This window comes from Salmonella sp. A29-2, assembly GCF_020150755.1.
Taxonomy (GTDB): domain Bacteria; phylum Pseudomonadota; class Gammaproteobacteria; order Enterobacterales; family Enterobacteriaceae; genus Salmonella; species Salmonella enterica.
Genome location: NZ_CP083731.1, coordinates 2,396,983 through 2,413,458, shown reverse-complemented (window position 1 = coordinate 2,413,458; position 16,476 = coordinate 2,396,983). Strand labels below are relative to the sequence as shown.

Annotated in this window: 15 protein-coding genes and 5 pseudogenes; 12 read left to right on the top strand and 8 right to left on the bottom strand. The window is 47.2% G+C overall.

Annotated features, from left to right (window positions below):
- Positions 1-22 precede the first annotated feature (22 nt).
- Together K8W53_RS11745 and K8W53_RS11740 are read right to left on the bottom strand one after the other, a co-directional pair.
- On the bottom strand, positions 23-1,264 hold the full coding sequence (locus K8W53_RS11745) for an MFS transporter (protein WP_052939371.1): 1,242 nt from the start codon (positions 1,262-1,264) through the stop codon (positions 23-25).
- Positions 1,254-2,762, bottom strand: coding sequence for an FAD-dependent oxidoreductase (locus K8W53_RS11740; RefSeq protein ID WP_023223898.1), 1,509 nt, complete (start codon positions 2,760-2,762; stop codon positions 1,254-1,256). The genes K8W53_RS11745 and K8W53_RS11740 overlap by 11 nt, the downstream gene beginning before the upstream one ends.
- Before the next feature lie 44 nt (positions 2,763-2,806).
- On the opposite strand from K8W53_RS11740, the gene K8W53_RS11735 reads away from it, so the two are divergent.
- Both K8W53_RS11735 and K8W53_RS11730 read left to right on the top strand, forming a co-directional pair.
- Positions 2,807-3,295, top strand: a complete 489-nt coding sequence (locus K8W53_RS11735) for a MarR family winged helix-turn-helix transcriptional regulator (protein ID WP_023223899.1) — start codon at positions 2,807-2,809, stop codon at positions 3,293-3,295.
- Positions 3,296-3,487: 192 nt separating this feature from the next.
- Complete coding sequence (locus K8W53_RS11730; RefSeq protein ID WP_023203126.1) at positions 3,488-4,567, top strand: S-adenosylmethionine:tRNA ribosyltransferase-isomerase; 1,080 nt, start codon at positions 3,488-3,490, stop codon at positions 4,565-4,567.
- Between the two features lie 51 nt (positions 4,568-4,618).
- On the opposite strand, the gene K8W53_RS11725 is transcribed toward K8W53_RS11730, so the two are convergent.
- The 3 genes from K8W53_RS11725 to K8W53_RS11715 all read right to left on the bottom strand — a co-directional run bounded on the left by K8W53_RS11725 (position 4,619) and on the right by K8W53_RS11715 (position 5,701).
- Positions 4,619-5,008, bottom strand: coding sequence for a RidA family protein (locus tag K8W53_RS11725; protein WP_000194089.1), 390 nt, complete (start codon positions 5,006-5,008; stop codon positions 4,619-4,621).
- Between the two features lie 170 nt (positions 5,009-5,178).
- Positions 5,179-5,463, bottom strand: a complete 285-nt coding sequence (locus K8W53_RS11720) for a type II toxin-antitoxin system RelE family toxin (RefSeq protein ID WP_000221345.1) — start codon at positions 5,461-5,463, stop codon at positions 5,179-5,181.
- On the bottom strand, positions 5,453-5,701 hold the full coding sequence (locus K8W53_RS11715; protein WP_000885424.1) for a type II toxin-antitoxin system Phd/YefM family antitoxin: 249 nt from the start codon (positions 5,699-5,701) through the stop codon (positions 5,453-5,455). The genes K8W53_RS11720 and K8W53_RS11715 overlap by 11 nt, the downstream gene beginning before the upstream one ends.
- A gap of 151 nt (positions 5,702-5,852) precedes the next feature.
- On the opposite strand from K8W53_RS11715, the pseudogene K8W53_RS11710 reads away from it, so the two are divergent.
- From K8W53_RS11710 to K8W53_RS11700, 4 genes and pseudogenes are all read left to right on the top strand, one after another.
- Positions 5,853-5,972, top strand: a pseudogene (locus tag K8W53_RS11710) (type II and III secretion system); the annotation flags it as partial.
- A pseudogene (locus tag K8W53_RS23985) lies at positions 5,966-6,064 on the top strand (STM2901 family protein); the annotation flags it as partial. The pseudogenes K8W53_RS11710 and K8W53_RS23985, both read left to right, overlap by 7 nt.
- A pseudogene (locus K8W53_RS11705) lies at positions 6,058-6,389 on the top strand (DUF1493 family protein). The pseudogenes K8W53_RS23985 and K8W53_RS11705, both read left to right, overlap by 7 nt.
- Before the next feature lie 272 nt (positions 6,390-6,661).
- Positions 6,662-7,570, top strand: coding sequence for a hypothetical protein (locus K8W53_RS11700; RefSeq protein ID WP_077906523.1), 909 nt, complete (start codon positions 6,662-6,664; stop codon positions 7,568-7,570).
- A 1-nt stretch (position 7,571) separates the two neighbouring features.
- On the opposite strand, the pseudogene K8W53_RS11695 reads toward K8W53_RS11700, so the two are convergent.
- Positions 7,572-8,311, bottom strand: a pseudogene (locus K8W53_RS11695) (hypothetical protein); the annotation flags it as partial.
- Positions 8,312-8,676: 365 nt separating this feature from the next.
- Entirely contained in the window at positions 8,677-8,865 is a 189-nt protein-coding gene (locus tag K8W53_RS11690; RefSeq protein WP_001276021.1) for a DUF29 family protein, read from the bottom strand.
- Positions 8,866-9,266: 401 nt separating this feature from the next.
- Here K8W53_RS11690 and K8W53_RS11685 point away from each other — a divergent pair.
- From K8W53_RS11685 to K8W53_RS11665, 5 genes and pseudogenes are all read left to right on the top strand, one after another.
- Positions 9,267-9,551 (top strand): annotated as a pseudogene (locus K8W53_RS11685) (LysR family transcriptional regulator); the annotation flags it as partial.
- Between the two features lie 101 nt (positions 9,552-9,652).
- Entirely contained in the window at positions 9,653-10,825 is a 1,173-nt protein-coding gene (gene istA / locus K8W53_RS11680; RefSeq protein WP_000952349.1) for an IS21-like element IS21 family transposase, read from the top strand.
- The gene (istB, locus tag K8W53_RS11675) at positions 10,825-11,622 is read left to right on the top strand and encodes an IS21-like element IS21 family helper ATPase IstB (RefSeq protein ID WP_000544828.1); all 798 of its coding nucleotides are present in this window, start codon (positions 10,825-10,827) and stop codon (positions 11,620-11,622) included. The genes istA and istB overlap by 1 nt, the downstream gene beginning before the upstream one ends.
- Before the next feature lie 60 nt (positions 11,623-11,682).
- Positions 11,683-12,309, top strand: a complete 627-nt coding sequence (locus K8W53_RS11670) for a LysR substrate-binding domain-containing protein (protein ID WP_223533966.1) — start codon at positions 11,683-11,685, stop codon at positions 12,307-12,309.
- A gap of 173 nt (positions 12,310-12,482) precedes the next feature.
- Positions 12,483-13,463: an NAD(P)H-dependent flavin oxidoreductase gene (locus tag K8W53_RS11665; RefSeq protein WP_017441349.1), complete on the top strand. Its 981-nt coding sequence runs from the start codon at positions 12,483-12,485 to the stop codon at positions 13,461-13,463.
- Positions 13,464-13,717: 254 nt separating this feature from the next.
- Here K8W53_RS11665 and K8W53_RS11660 read toward each other — a convergent pair whose 3' ends face one another.
- Positions 13,718-15,184 (bottom strand): hypothetical protein, encoded by a 1,467-nt coding sequence (locus K8W53_RS11660; protein ID WP_024147874.1) that lies wholly within the window; start codon positions 15,182-15,184, stop codon positions 13,718-13,720.
- Positions 15,185-15,441: 257 nt separating this feature from the next.
- Here K8W53_RS11660 and K8W53_RS11655 point away from each other — a divergent pair, with 257 nt between their 5' ends.
- Complete coding sequence (locus K8W53_RS11655; RefSeq protein ID WP_023223683.1) at positions 15,442-16,449, top strand: LacI family DNA-binding transcriptional regulator; 1,008 nt, start codon at positions 15,442-15,444, stop codon at positions 16,447-16,449.
- Positions 16,450-16,476: the final 27 nt, after the last annotated feature.

The following is a 16,476-nucleotide window of genomic DNA, read 5'->3' as shown; positions in this document are numbered from 1 at the left end:
TAATATTTGTGACGTTGTCACATTATTTTGTTTCTGGTTTCACTATTAGCGGTGAACTTTTTGAAAGGTAAATCATTGCCGTCACCAGACCAATAATGGCGACAGCGATAGCTATACCGATCCAGACGCCATACAGGGCATAACCCAGGACCAATCCGCCCAATACGGGGGATATAAAATCAGCGATTGCGATTAATGCCTGTGCCGTTCCGATGACGATACCTTGTCGGGCAGGCGATACATGGACGGACAAGGCGGCAAGATAAGTGGGTTTGGCTAGCGCATCAGCGATGCTAATAAAAACGATAGCAAAAATAAGCACTGGTATGGTCGTGGCGATACCCGCAGTGAGAAATCCAGTACAAAGAAGGGCGAAGATGAGGATAATTAGCTTTCGCTCCGAAAAATATTGGCTCACCCAACCTAACAGAAATAGCTGAACGAAAATATTAATAACCCCGTCCGCCATTAACAGGTAGCTTAACGCTTTTGGCCCAAAGGGAAGCCCATTCCAGATGAAGGTGTCAGAAAGAAAAACAGGTAATTGTGAAGAGTACATGCCATAGGCGAAGAAATGACAAAGCATTACGATGATTAAGACGCGAAGGACTGGCATCTTTAAAATAGCGCGGGCAGAGAACGCCGCTATTTTATCTGTGGTACGTGATGTTGTGGAATGGTCTTTTAACCCCCAAATCGCGACCAGGGCAGACCCAAGGACAAGTATAAAGGCGGCGTAGATCGGCGCGCTCAGACTGATACGCGATAGCCACCCGGAAACGCCTGCCCCGACAATACCGCCTAAACCAATGCAGCCTGTGAGGATACCGATTGCCTGACGCCGATTTCTGACGTGCGTACAATCGGCAATATAGGCTGCGGCGGCTGACAAATTCCCGGCGCTAATGCCAAAAAGCGTGCGGGCGAGCAGGATAAACAGGATACATTGCGCGTTGGCGAGTAATAGTAGACTTATCGCCGCAATAGCCAGAGTGACAATCAGTATTCGCTTGCGGCCAACGCGATCGGAAAGGTGGCCAATCAGGGGCGCCGCACAAAATTGGCTAAAAGCCTCAGTGGCGATGATGATTCCAATGATAAGCGGCGAACCGCCCATCTCGCGGATATAAAAAGGCAGTACTGACATTACAGCCGCTGTACTGGCGGCGTAAAGGCCGACAAGCAGGAAAACAGGCAAAATACGCCGCTTGTTGAGCGGGGTGATAGTTTCGCTGTCGGTGTTCTCATAGACATTAGTATTCATCTTTAATCCCTATGGAAAAACGAGAGAGATAATTTTCAATATCGTTGCTCTGTTTGCCGTGAAAGAATGCGCCGACATAGCCATCGGGTCGGATCAGCACGCATTGACCCGGCGCCAGATGATAGGACTCCCGGAAGTGCCCCAGGGTATCGATGAGCTCGTCCTGCTCGCCAATGTGATGAATACGCAGTCCTCGCCGCGCATCGATGACCTTACCGTGGGTTTCGTAGGCCAACAGATTCCAGTCCGGACCCTGGAGTAACTGAAATAATCGTAATGATTGGCCGCCGGCGCCCAAAAGAGGAGCATCCGGAGCTCTTTCTCCCGCTTGTAACCCATGCTGACGTTCGGGCAACGTGTGGGCTAAGGGGGAGTCGGTATACTGGATGTCAAGTTGTTGAACGTCGCGTTCTCGTTTGATGCCACCCTGTTTTTGAGAGTCAAGTAATCGGGTAGAAAGGTGGAGCAGTGATTCGGCTACCGGGCGGCGTTCCTGTTCATAGCTATCGAGAAGTTCTTTTCCTGCGCCCCGCAGCGAGGCTGCCATTTTCCATCCCAGGTTATAGGCATCCTGGATGCTGGTATTTAACCCTTGCCCACCCGTCGGCGGATGCACATGAGCGGCATCACCGGCTAAAAATACCTTACCCACACGGTAATGTTCCGCTATGCGCGCATTCATCTGGTACTTCGATACCCAGGGAATCGAATGGATGCGAACATCCGTCCGCCCGATTCGCTCAGTAAGAAAAGCCGTGAGCGTGTCGGCTGAGAAATTCTGCGAGTCATCCGGGGCCAACAATGCCTGGATTTGAAAGAGCTGCGTGCCGGCGAGAGGGCAAATCGTTATCATCCGCGCCATATCGCCATCGTTAAAATGGTGCCATACATCCCGGTTCAGACCGGAAAGTGAAGCGTCAGCCACAAGCGCATGGATTCCCAACGTACGGCCGGGAAAGCTGACGCCTAATTTTTTTCTGACAAAGCTTCCGCCGCCATCCGCGCCTATCAAATAATGCGCGATGATGACCTCTTCTCCAGCCGGCCCGGCAACATACGCGGTGACCGTGCGTGGGGTTTGCGCAAAATGTCGTAACTCGCAGCCGAACTCCACCCGATGTCCCCATGCTTTTAATTGCTCCCGCATAATCGTTTCTGTCACGTTCTGTGGAACCATCAATGGCAGGTGGTAGGGTTCGGCGTGGGTCGGTTTTGTATGATGCGCAATATCTGAATCTACGTAGCTTCCGTCGTGACGGTAGGTTCGTAATCGGGGATAGAGCCCGCCGGCAGCGACCACTTTATTGAGTATCCCAAGATCCTCGAAGATTTCTTGCGTTCGCGGCTGAATACCTTTACCGCGGGAGCCGATAAAAGGCGTCGTTCTTTTCTCAATCAGGCGAAATGAGACCCCGTGACGCGCCAGTTCGATGGCTAAAGTAAGCCCGGTAACGCCAGCGCCGCAGATCAGTACATCTGTAGTGGTGTATCTTGTCATCGTCTCTCCGATATGTGTATTATGCACATAAGAGGAGACATGCTATGTCAGAAAATAAAAATGTGCAAGATACACATATTCCCGAGCAAATGAAGGCGCTTCACGGTGCGTTGATTCGCGTGGTGAGCGCGCTTAACCGGCCTCGTAATGATGAGAAATTAATTGCAGAGGCGGGGATTCAACTCGATCGCGCGCTATTTTCGATCCTTATTAGTATCGAACGTTTAGGGCCGATTGGCGTTGTTGAGTTAGCTGAACGTGCCGGTCGTGATTATACGACGGTAAGCCGACAGGTTGCCAAACTGGAGAAGCTGGGGTTGATAATACGGCAACATAATGCCATCGATCGTCGTATACGCGAGGCCGTTATCTCCCGGACAGGAAAGGCGATGACGGAGCGTATAGACGCTGCGCGAGAGCAAATGGGCAAAGTTGTTTTTAAAGACTGGCCTCAGGATGAACTTGATGTCTTTGTTCGGTTAATGCAAAAGTTTGCCGATGCAATGGATAGCGATGCTTCAATGCCGGAATAAGCAAAAGAAAAGGGCGGTCAAATCCGATCGTCCAGGTTAATATCGGTATCTGACATTGATTAAATAGCCAGCAAAGTAAATATAATAACAACATTTATCGAGTTAATTTTTATCCTTTGAAAGCCCAACGTATACTGCAGAATACGGCTATATAACAATCGCCGTATCAATGGTTTTTCAAAGGGTAAATATATGCTTACCGAAAAATATGATTTTCGCATTACCGATCAGATGACTATCCCACTCAGACCTCATTGGATAGCCAATGATTTATACAGGGAAAAGTGTAAAATGCTTGTCCTCAACCGGAGTAAAGGGGAAATTCATAAGGTAGACTTTAGTAAAGTAACAGATTATATCAAAGAAGGTGATGTAATCTGTTTTAACGACAGTACTATAATAAACCATATGTTTATCTGTAAAACAAGACAGAATAGGTTAATTAAAATTGTTTTAGAGGGATTTTTACCAAATAATAGAGTAATTATTTCCGGACTTTTAAAAGAAAGGCTTAACGCGAATGATGTTTTCTCTTTGGTTGATAACCCTGAAATTTCCATTAAGATAGAGCAAAGGTTTAGCGGGGAGAGCCAGTACCGGGCCGTCGTGGAAAATCATGAGGCCTTAATTTGCTATTTAGCCAGTCATGGTGAGCGTCTTGATGAGTATGTGGACTCCAGCTTGTTTTATAAATATCCAGATGCTTACCGTTCCGTTTTTTCTAAAAAGTATGGCTCTTTGGAAATACCTTCTGCCGGCATTCATTTTACCTGGGATCTTATCCAAAGAATCAAAGATAAAGGTGGGTTAATATCTTTTATTACTTTACATGTTGCATCAACAGAAATGTTGTCCAACAGAAAAATACAAACAAAATGTGTAGAGGAAGTGACTATCAACGAAGAATACTACGAGGTTCCGCAAGCAACAGCGGATATCATTAATACTGCGAAGCAAAATGGCGGACGTATTTTTGCCGTAGGAACTACCGTTACACGATGCCTGGAATCCGCGTATTCGAGGGAGCACAATTGCCTCAAAGCAAGTTCTGGCTGGACTGCGCTTTATATACATCCAGGTTATCAACTGAAAGTGGTTGACTGCCTGCTAACGAACTTACATCAGCCAAAAACGACGCATATGGTGTTAACCGGTCAGTTTGCTGGGGTTGATCTACTCATGAAGGCCTATGCCTCAGAAGATATCCAGTCATGTCAGTTCGATATGTTTGGTGATTGCATGTTAATCATACAGGATGAAGGGCAGGGGTGAATAAAATAAAACCGGTACATATAATGCTACCGGTTTTGCCGAGAATAAGCATCAGGGGATTCGGGCAATAACCTTTATTTCGAAATCAAAGCCGGCCAGCCAGGTAACGCCAACAGCGGTCCAGTTAGGATAAGGGGGATGGGCAAATATCTCCTGTTTCACCGCCATCACGTCGTTAAGTTGTTGCTCTGGATCGGTATGGAAGGTGGTGACATCCACTATGTCATCGAATGTGCATCCTGCTGCAGTCAGTGTTGCTTTCAGGTTTTCAAAAGCAAGCCTCACTTGTTTTTGAAAATCAGGCTCCGGCGTTCCGTCTGTGTGACTGCCTACCTGGCCTGAAACAAACAGTAAATCACCAGAACGGATGGCTGCGGAATACCCATGTTCCTCATACAGAGAATGGCGGTCGGCAGGAAAAACCGCGATACGTTGCGTCATAATGTTATCCTCAGATAGCGTAAACACTCCGGGCGGGAATAAAATGAATGTCACATACACAACGTAGGTCATAGTTTCATATACGTGGCATATGTCAAGGTGCCGTCACATAAAAGAACTGAGCCTGTTTGTCGTATCGTTTGACGGGAAAGAGAGTATTTCCTGAGTGATTAGCTTCTGTGTCGTGTCACTTTGTAGACGGCATCATTTTCACGCTTTCCAACACCAATGACAGTTACCGTGATAATTTCATCTTCGACGCTGTACACCAGTCTGTATCCTGCACCACGCAGCTTAATTTTGTACTGATCCTTTCTTCCATGTAATTGAGAAGCCGGAACCCGAGGGTTTTCAAGCCGTTCCCTTAGCTTTTTTTTAAACTGTTCCTGTATGGTATGACCCAGTTTTTTCCACTCTTTTAGTGCTGATTCGTTAAATGCCAGCTTATAAGTCATCAATGTTGACCTCAATGACGCGTTCATTCGCACGCTCATCGATAATACGACCGAGTTCTTCATCCTCAAGAATATCCATAAGATGAGCATAAAGTGCCGGAGGCACACAGTAGAAAGCCGGTTCATTACGGTTAAGAATGGCAACTGGAGCGCCATCTCCGGCATTGAAAGTTCCCATTGGGTCACGTTTCAGTTCTGTAATGCTTGCTGCAGTAGTCGTTAAAATTTGAAATGCCATAATTTACCTCCTGGTTGATGACTAAATATAGCACCTTTAATAGTACTAATAAAAGCATCCTTCACGAAGGGGATTCAGCTCCAGCCCGGTCAGTGATGCGGGCAGCTGACGGTTTTTTCAAGGCTAATTTCAGATGTCCAGAACCTAACTTGTGACCACTGAAACCGGCGTTAATAACTCGCCAACCCTTATCAAGCGTGATGTAACAACCGAAGTCAGCCTTGCAGATGGTGATATTATTTTACTTGGTGGCCTTGCTGAACAGTCGGATGGATTATTCTGGCCTCTGACGTGTCGCAGATTGCATATCGTACAGGAAGGGATTACAACCGTATTGCCAGAGGAAGCGATAAAATATGGTAAGTGATGCTCTTGAACAGCGGATTTATGAACTGGTAAGAAGCCATGATGGAATTTACCTCTTTAAGAAAAAAGAACTGACACCGTCAACAGATTTGGATTCAGATCTACGGCTGGAAGATGATGAAGCACTGGCATTGATGGATGATTTTTTACGACATTTAATGTAGATAGAGGGAATTTCTCGATTACAACATACTATCCACCAGAACCACCGCTAAAGCATTTGCTTAATCCGTTTCGCAAAAACGATATTCCTCAGGTGCCGGATTTCACGATAGGTATGCTCATTTCGTCTGCCAGGTCTGGTCGCTGGTTGTATGACTGATTCACGCTTGGGGGCTGCTTTCCGTCCTCCGTCATTATTGTCAAGGCTAAGTAGAAATGTCCGCCTGCCAGCAAAGTTCAAATGTCCTCTAACAATCTTGGGAACAGAATCACACAGGCGGCAGTAGCTTGACGCTTACGTTCTGCTGGGAAAAAAAGTTATATTGTTAATATGCCCTAACAAGTTATAGAGCCTTACGCTCTATAAAAATATATATTGAACGCTAAAGTAATGGACTATTAGGTGACGCCATGCCCACTTATAAACAAGTTGTGAACCATGTTAAGAAACATGTACTGTGGAAAGAGGAGTATTTTGAGCGCTACTATCAGCTCAATGACAAATTGGTTCAGAAGCGTTTGGATGAAATTTATCAAGCTGAAGATGATTTAGGGGTGCTTATCGGAACTCAATTGTTTTGTCACTTTCAGGCTAATGGCACGCTCTATTTTGATGGTTGCTATAAAACAGGGAAAGCAGATAACTCGTTGCTTTGTACCAATCTTGCTCTATGGAGTATCGAGCTAGCCTGCGATCATTTTGATATTCGGGAAGAACGGGGATATACCACGAAGTTTAGCCAGCAGGGAGAGAGTTGGTTAACACTATTCGCCTGCAATCAATTCTCTTTAGTTCCTTACTGCTATCCGGCCATTCAGCGCGGGTTTCAAAGCGGCGTATTGAAAGAAATTGTTCCGTTTTATCGTGAACAGAAATTGGGTATCCTGGCGATGGAGATAATGGCGCGTGAACGGGGGGATACAATCAACTGGGAAGCAATGCAAGTGCGTGTTGATCCTGTCTATCTGGACTTTTGCCAAAACATTTTATTGTCATCAGATGATGAACTAGTCCGCACCGGATTGATTACGCTATGCGATAAGCATCTTGAGTGGACTGATTTTCATAATAGCGATAAGCGTTGTTGCTTGACTGGCTATGAAATTCAGCGTCAGGATCTATTACTCTGGCCATTTGAATATCAGGCGGTAAAAAACTGGCGAGCACGTCAAGGGTTAAGTACACCAATGATTGAACATCCATTGATGAATAGTCCGATGACGACAGCGAATTGTCCTGACTTTTCGCAGTGGCAGCGTCCAGAGTGGTTCAATCCGTTAGTTGATTTTTTGGCGCAGCGCAGGCCTGAGCTGGCATTTTTACGACATCTCTTTATTTAAGTGAGCGATTATTGTTCCGTTTTCTCTGGACCTGGCGCGCAACTTCAAGCACATGACCCAGTCTTTTATTATCAATAATTGCGACGGGGTCCACCTCCGATAACAGGTCGAAGGTGGAATAGGGGAGCAGAACGTCATTCAGCCGCAGCTCCTTATGCTCGTCAGTATAATGCTAGACTTCGATATATTTACCGATGGCCCGGCGACTGTGCTCGCTGTCCTCAATCTGTGGATTCAGATTTCACAAACAGCAGGTGCATCAGGCGACTGGTGGCATCGTCAACATAGACAAGAGCAGTACAGGGTCGACCCCGGTTTTCAAACCAGTGATGGTCACAGCCATCAATTTGTATCAGTTAGCCAGTACAAGACCGCCGGTAACGAGGCTGATGAATTTTCGGCGCACGTTGTCTGCGAGGGATCCAGATTCCGGCTTTTATCATGAGGCGTCGGATAGTTTCCTTGCCAAGAACCAGACCGTGAACTTCCTCCAGATTTTCCCGCGCCAGCGTGGGGTCAAAATCACGGTAGTGCTCCCGGATTATACGGAGTGCCTGATCTATCAGTGAAGTTGGCAACAGACGGTTACCAGCGCGGCCACGACTATGGTTGCTCATGCCAAGTGGTCCGAGTTGACGATAACGTTTCAGCAGCCTGACCGGGACGTAAATTGCGGTCGATGACATCCTGCAGGATTTTGAGGCGGTTGATTTCTTTCACTGGTGAACATCCCGGCGTCATGTATAGCCATAGAAAACGTCTCATCAGGAAAATGCGAGTCGTTGTTTAGACATACAGATCTGAGAACTATAGCCTGGACATTCCTATAAATGAGCCACAAATAGACATTAGCATTGAGCCTCTACAAGATTAGTGCGCATAATGTATATTATGTTAAATGCACCAGAACATTTAAAAGACATGTTAAGGCGGCTGGATTCGTGCATGTCAAAAAACTTCTGGCCATAAGTTTGCTCCCTTCCCTGCCGTGACGCTGCGCGAATTCTGTTGATTGCACCCGCTATCCTGCACACGATTTCACGCAGCACACGCCGCGCAGGCATAAAAAAACCGGCCATTGTGACCGATTCGTCAATGTCAGTGTGTCAGTCCGGGATGAAATCGTCGCGCAGCGCATCAGCGAGCGCCCACGGCATTTCAGACGGAAAACTCTTTTCACGCGCTGCAGATAACATGGCATCGCCGTAGGACTCAACAGCCATTTCCGACAGTTCCCGTTTTAATAACGGGCTTTTTTCCAGACGACGGGCAATTTTCCTGCGCTGCGCTGACATGGGCTAAAAAATTAATGGGAACCGGTTTGATTATTCACTGTCTGCCATTGTCTTGCATTCATACTCGCCACCTACACTGGCGGCGGTCAAACATAATTCATCGGTTATCAGTTCGTATTTTAACGTCGCGCCTGGCATGACCTGCACATGCGTAACCGTATCGCCTGGCCTGTTTGTTTTTGTAGACGACGCCGCCGAACATCCAAAAAAGTTGCGAAGAATTGGTAGCGATTTTACAAATGACATGTCTTACCTCAACCACCCGGTAAAAGTCATATATCGATAGCAGTATGTTACTCCAGATGAAACAATCGGCTCAGAAAGGGATATGTTCCAGCAGACAGGAATGTTATAAGGAGCTTCCCCCTTCGACACAAATAATGGTTGAGGACTGAGAACAGATGCAGCTGAATATGCTGGAAGCCATGAATATTTATGTCAATGTGGTAGAGCAAGGGAGCTTTATCCGCGCGGCGGAGGTGCTTGAGCTGCACCGCCCTGCTGTTACCCGCGCCGTTCAGAATCTGGAACATGATCTGGGCGTTAAGCTCCTGCATCGTACAACACGACAGGTCAGTATGACGGATGAAGGGGAAGAGTTTTACCAGCGTTGCCTGTCGCTCTTAAGCGAGCTGGACGAGGTCCGGCGATTATTTTCCAGCACGCAACCGCCGAAAGGCCGCCTGTGTCAGCGCCAGTGATATAAGACGGTAATTCGCCATTTGGATTGTCCGCTCCACCCAACATGTTGTTTCCTTAAGGTTCTCACACCAGAAAGGACATCAACATGCTGAGCAGAGAGGACTTTTACATGATAAAGCAAATGCGCCAGCAGGGCGCGTACATTGTCGATATTGCGACTCAGATTGGTTGCTCTGAACGGACGGTCAGACGCTACCTCAAATACCCTGAACCGCCAGCCAGAAAGACCCGCCACAAAATGGCTAAGCTGAAACCGTTTATGGATTACATCGACATGCGCCTGGCAGAGAATGTCTGGAATAGCGAGGTTATCTTCGCGGAGATTAAGGCAATGGGTTATACGGGCGGACGTTCCATGCTGCGTTACTACATCCAGCCCAAACGTAAAATGCGTCCGTCAAAAAGAACAGTTCGCTTCGAAACTCAGCCTGGATACCAGCTCCAGCACGACTGGGGCGAAGTTGAGGTGGAGGTTGCCGGGCAACGGTGCAAAGTTAACTTTGCGGTTAATACGCTGGGGTTCTCCCGCCGCTTCCATGTCTTCGCCGCACCAAAACAGGATGCTGAGCATACCTACGAATCACTGGTTCGCGCCTTCCGCTACTTCGGTGGTTGTGTGAAAACGGTGCTGGTTGATAACCAGAAGGCTGCGGTGCTGAAGAATAACAACGGGAAAGTCGTGTTCAACTCCGGATTCCTGTTGCTGGCTGACCACTATAACTTCCTGCCACGGGCATGCCGTCCACGCAGGGCCAGAACAAAAGGTAAGGTTGAGCGGATGGTGAAATACCTCAAGGAGAACTTCTTCGTCCGGTACCGCAGGTTCGACAGCTTCACTCATGTCAATCAACAACTGGAGCAATGGATAGCCGATGTGGCTGACAAACGGGAGCTTCGCCAGTTCAAAGAAACGCCGGAACAGCGCTTCGCGCTGGAGCAGGAACATCTGCAGCCGTTACCGGATACGGACTTTGATACCAGTTACTTCGACATCCGCCATGTGTCCTGGGACAGCTATATCGAGGTTGGTGGTAATCGTTACAGCGTTCCCGAAGCGCTGTGTGGTCAGCCGGTATCGATACGAATATCGCTGGATGACGAGTTGCGGATCTACAGTAATGAGAAACTGGTGGCCTCACATCGCCTCTGTTCAGTATCGTCTGGCTGGCAGACAGTGCCGGAGCATCACGCCCCGCTCTGGCAGCAGGTCAGTCAGGTGGAACATCGACCACTGAGTGCCTATGAGGAGCTGTTGTGATGCATGAACTGGAAGTCCTGCTGAGTCGCCTGAAAATGGAGCATCTGAGTTATCACGTTGAAAGCCTGCTGGAACAGGCAGCTAAAAAAGAGCTGAACTACCGGGAGTTCCTGTGCATGGCGCTACAGCAGGAATGGAACGGCAGGCATCAGCGCGGTATGGAGTCCAGGCTGAAGCAGGCTCGTCTGCCGTGGGTCAAAACGCTGGAGCAGTTCGACTTTACCTTCCAGCCGGGCATCGACCGTAAGGTTGTCCGGGAACTGGCTGGTCTGGCGTTCGTGGAGCGCAGCGAAAACGTGATCCTGCTGGGCCCTCCTGGTGTCGGAAAAACTCATCTGGCCATAGCTCTTGGCGTGAAAGCGGTGGATGCGGGACATCGGGTACTGTTTATGCCACTGGACAGACTGATCGCGACACTGATGAAAGCGAAACAGGAAAACCGGCTGGAGCGTCAGCTACAGCAACTGAGTTATGCCCGGGTGTTGATCCTGGATGAAATAGGCTATCTGCCGATGAACAGAGAGGAAGCCAGTCTGTTCTTCCGGCTACTGAACCGTCGATATGAAAAAGCGAGCATCATACTGACGTCAAACAAAGGGTTCGCAGACTGGGGAGAAATGTTCGGAGATCACGTGCTGGCAACAGCGATCCTGGATCGGCTGCTACATCACTCAACCACGCTGAATATCAAAGGAGAGAGTTACCGGTTAAAAGAGAAACGTAAAGCTGGAGTGCTGACCAAAAACACAACGCCAATCAGTGATGATGAAATGGTGGAAAGCGGACAGCATCAGTAACGAAAGTATTTAGCGGGCATGAAAATGGCAAATAACGGTCAAACATCGTGGCGTTGACACCTGCGCCTTGACGTCCCTATTACGCTCGCCCGGGCAGTCATCATTCCGGCTCTTGGAGATTTTCAGAACCGATACCCGGATATTGAGATTGTACTTGGCACGTCCGATCGCAAGATTGATTTGATTGCCGAGCGTGTGGACTGCGTCATACGACTTGGTGAGCTTAATGACTCCAGTTTTGTTGCCAGACGTCTGGGTACGGCAGCCATGGTGACTTGTGCTGCGCCATCTTATCTTGCGAAGCATGGCACGCCGCACTCTATCGATGAGCTGATGAAGTCCCACCGGGCTGTAAATTTTTTCAGTAATCACAGCCTGCAGATAATGGAGTGGAAATTCACGGTTGATGGCAGTATCGCGTCAATAAAAATTCCCTCCAGCATCCTGGTAGACAATTCAGAAGCGTTTCTTTCATGCGGGCTGGCGGGGTTGGGTGTTCTACACGGATTGCGTCCGTCTCTTGCACCCTTTATTGCCAGTGGAGAGCTGACAGAGATCCTCACTGATTTCCCGCCCCCGCCAAAACCGGTTTCACTGCTTTACCCGGATCGTCGGTATCTGGCACCTAAAGTCCGCGTATTCATCGACTGGCTGTGCGAGGTTTTTGGTCCGGATGCACATCTCTGATAACGCTCTTTCGTGCATATCCGACCTGACTATTGTTACTTTATCAGTAATTCTGTTTTAAAGATTGGATGGTTTTTCGTAACAATAAAGAGGCTTAAGATCTTCTTCAGATTAATTAACTACCACAGCCGCCTAAAAGGCTGGCTGAAAATTTGTTCGAAGGAGATCACGTCATGAAGTACAACCGTATCTGCCAGATCCTGGGTATCGAAAAACCTGTTATACAAGGCCCACTGTCCTGGCTTACCGATGCAAGACTGGTTGCAGCCGTAAGCAACGCCGGTGGTTTGGGTGTGCTTGGCCCAAATGCGGGCTTAACAGCGGAAACTGCTGTATCAACGCCTGAAGAAACAGCAGAAAAAATGCGTGAAGAAATTCGTAAAACCAAAAAACTTACCGAAAAACCATTCGGGGTGAACCTTATTCCAACCCCTGAAAACGACATCTGGACTCCGCCTATCCTACAGGTAATAAAGGAAGAGGGAGTAAAAGCTGTTGTTTATACCGGTTACGGAGAAGGAGCTATTATCACTTCGCTGTTTAATGAACTAAAAGAGTCGGGTATTGCAATTATTTACCGCGATATTAATCCGACACCTGAAAATACACGTTTAGCGGAAAAAGCCGGCGCCGACATTATTGTTGCAACAGGTTTTGATGAAGGTGGCACATTGCCTGGCACCGCGCTTGGCACCTTTTCGATCGTGCCGCTGATTGCGGACTCGGTGCAAAGTGTTCCCGTCATGGCTGCAGGCGGGATTGCCGATAGCCGTACCGCCCGTGCTGCCCATGCGCTGGGAGCAGAGGGTGTCTTTGCTGGTTCGGTGTTTATTGGGACAGAAGAAAGCCGTGTGCCGCAGTCAGTAAAGGATAAAATCATTAATGCTAACGGCCTGGATTTGCTGCTTTTCCGTACTCTGCCAGATTACTACCGCTCACTGCCTGGCAAGCTGGCTGACAAGCTCGTGTCGATGGATAAAGCTGGTGCAAGCAATGAAGAACTGGCCCAGACGATGGGAGGTTTACGCGGGTTGCGTATCGGCATGCTGGAAGGTAATACAGATGAAGGATACATTGCGCTGGGCACGGGCATCGGAAATATCCGCAGCATCAAGAGCGTAGCTGAGGTCGTGAACGAGCTGGCTATTTGTTAAGGGCAGTACTGACTGCAAAAGCAATCGAATTTTGCGAAACGGCCTGGCGCGCGGCGGCCCTCTGACACAAGATGTGGTAGTGTTTTCAGACATTGAAACGCCATAGGATGTATTCCTCCCCTACCCTGTGACTACCGGCTCACCACCGGACAAGCCGCTGTGCTTATCAGCAAAGCCGAAATGATTGTTTGAGTAACTTTACGACAATTGCTTCAAAAACTGACTTCCGCTACCAGACGGTATACACAGTATGACTATTTCTTTTTATATGCCCCATACAAAAGCGATACGGGTGTTTTTTCTAATATCTGGATTTCATTTTTATGTGCTTTATGTTCACTAAAAATATCTGCCAGACTTTTACCTCCAAAGGCCAGGCCAATTCCCGTTGCTGCTGCTGAAAGTAATGTCAATTGCGGCATGGCAAGTGAAGCTATACCTAACGTGGCTGTTCCTGCAAAAATTAATCCAGATGAGATCTTTTTTTTCTTTGAGTTCTTAATGGCTGATTCATGCGATTTTCCATACTCTTCGACCACATTGATTAAATGTTTTGAAAAATTATCTGCCGCATCTTGCATTTGATCTGGTGTTTTTCCTTGCAAGTCATGCCTTGAGATTCTTAGTTCATGCCTTAAGGATTCTAGTTGACCTCTTTCTCTAATCTTTTTTAATTCCAGATCGGAAAGCGCAGTAAGGAATTTTACTTCCGCGGCTGAAAGGCCCATTGTAATCGCTTGTTCTTCAGAAGAAAGAGGATTTAATTTACCATAATCCTTGACCAACTGCTCCGTAGTCCATTCATGTAAAAACATATGGTTACTATAAATAACCGGATCAATGCCTAATAGTGTTGCCGATAATTGAGTTGATCGTTGTGCATAAATTGCACCTTCAACCTTACCCAGTAAGGTTGCTATAGCTGACGGCAGATCGTAATCCAGAAGATCTACCTCTCTTGTTGTAAAACTCTTTAAATCTGTATCGTAAACCCAGACTTCTTTTTCGATGTTATTGAAATTATCAAGCAATGTTTTTAATAATTCTTTATTTGTTAGGATCTTCTGGAATGTTTCTTCATTTCTCCCAAAGTGCTCAAGAAACGCTAAATAAGTAGCGTAATCCATTTTTCTATCTTTAAAAAAGAGCTGACTTAGAAAAGCGGCAGATTGTTCATGATTGCGTTCTTTATCAAAATCCAGTAATTCAGGAACGATTAGAAAAATTGGATAATCATCATCAATAGTCATAAATGGGATGGCGCGAAATAGATTGGAAACATGTTCAAGTAATACCAACCTGCGCATGCGGACATAACTATTATCTGGTGGCAATGACAAAAATGAATGCAGAGAGCCAAGAGAAGGAAAATGTAATGGATCAACCATTATGATGCTATCAAAATAAATCCCCAGAGATCTAAGGTGATTAGATATGTTATAACCAAAGCGTTGAATCGGAAGTAATAATCGATAACTTTTAGACGCCCGCACTTCTGTTATAAGCGCCGCGGCGTGAGTATCCCAAAATTTATTTAGCAACACGATTAGGTTTGTAAGTTGATTATCTAACTCGGGAGAGCTAATTAGCTCTTTCAGGATGAATCTACGTAATTCTTTTAGTTCTAAATTTCTGAATGCATATTTATATTTTTCAGAAAAAGCGTTTTCCATCAATAAAACATATTCATTCTGTATGCTTTTTGTAATACTACTCATCATCTATCTCCGAACCACCACGCAACGATTTCCCAGTGTAGTGGTTCTTATCATGTGTATATTGTTAGTCATGTTATCGTAGAAAATTCAGTGGTCAATAACTCATTGAGGTAGCTACTAAAATTTGCAGTTACCAGGATTTAGGATGATTTTAAAAATGTTTATAAATTCAGGCTGCGCCGCAGTGATTGCACTGATTTCCACGTAACATGATAATCAATGGCTTTGATACCCTTTAAACGAACAAATATGAGCTTAACATGGCGACAATAAAGGATGTTGCATCTTTGGCCGGTGTATCAACCGCGACTGTATCACGTGTCATTAACCAGACCGCGTGGGTTGAACCCGTCACGCGCGAACGTGTAGAGAAAGCCATGCGCGATCTCAATTATCGCCGGAATGCCGCCGCTATCGCGCTGGCGAAACGCAGCGGCGATATGCTCGGATTGTTAACCGGCAATCTGGCTGATCCTTTTTTTGCCCACCTTGCTCGCGGCGTAGAAGATGTTTCTCGTAAGCAGCAGTATCGCTTGATGGTATGTAGCGGCGGCCACGACGAAGAAATGGAAAAAGCGGGACTGGATTTTCTGGTTAATCAAGGTTGTGAGGCTATTGTTGTACACGCCAGCCGATTACCGGATAAAGAGCTGCTGCGCTACGCAGCCCACTTTCCAGCGCTGGTTGTTGTGAATCGTTATATCGCCGGTATGGCCAACCGGTGTATCTGGCTGGAAAATCGCAGCGCCGCCAGGGAAGCGACCCGATATCTCCTGGCGAACGGGCATCGGCGCATTGCCTGTGTGACATCTGACTTGCCAATTATCGATCGTCAGGAACGCCTTGATGGTTACCGTGAGGCGCTGGAAGAATATGGTATTTCTCCAGACCCTCGCTGGGTGATTAGCGTTCCGTTTAACGAAGAAGGCGGCGAGCGGGCCGCGCATCAACTTATTAATAGCAGGCTTCCCCTTACGGCAGCGGTCACGTTTAACGATGTGATGGCCGCTGGCATTATGCGTATTCTTCATCAACGCGGCGTTCAGCTTCCGCAACAGCTCTCTATTGTCGGCTTTGATGATGTGGTGCTGGCCCGGTATCTTTATCCGGCGTTAACAACAATGCATTATCCGGTCGAACAAATGGCGCGCTGTGCCGCGCAACTGGCGATACAGTTATACCAGGGCATTACGCCGCCGCCCAGCAGCAATCATTTCAATGCCGAACTGGTGATCCGCGATTCTGTCGCGCCCTATTTTTCACGGTGAATGCGTCGTCAACAGTAAAAACTGTGA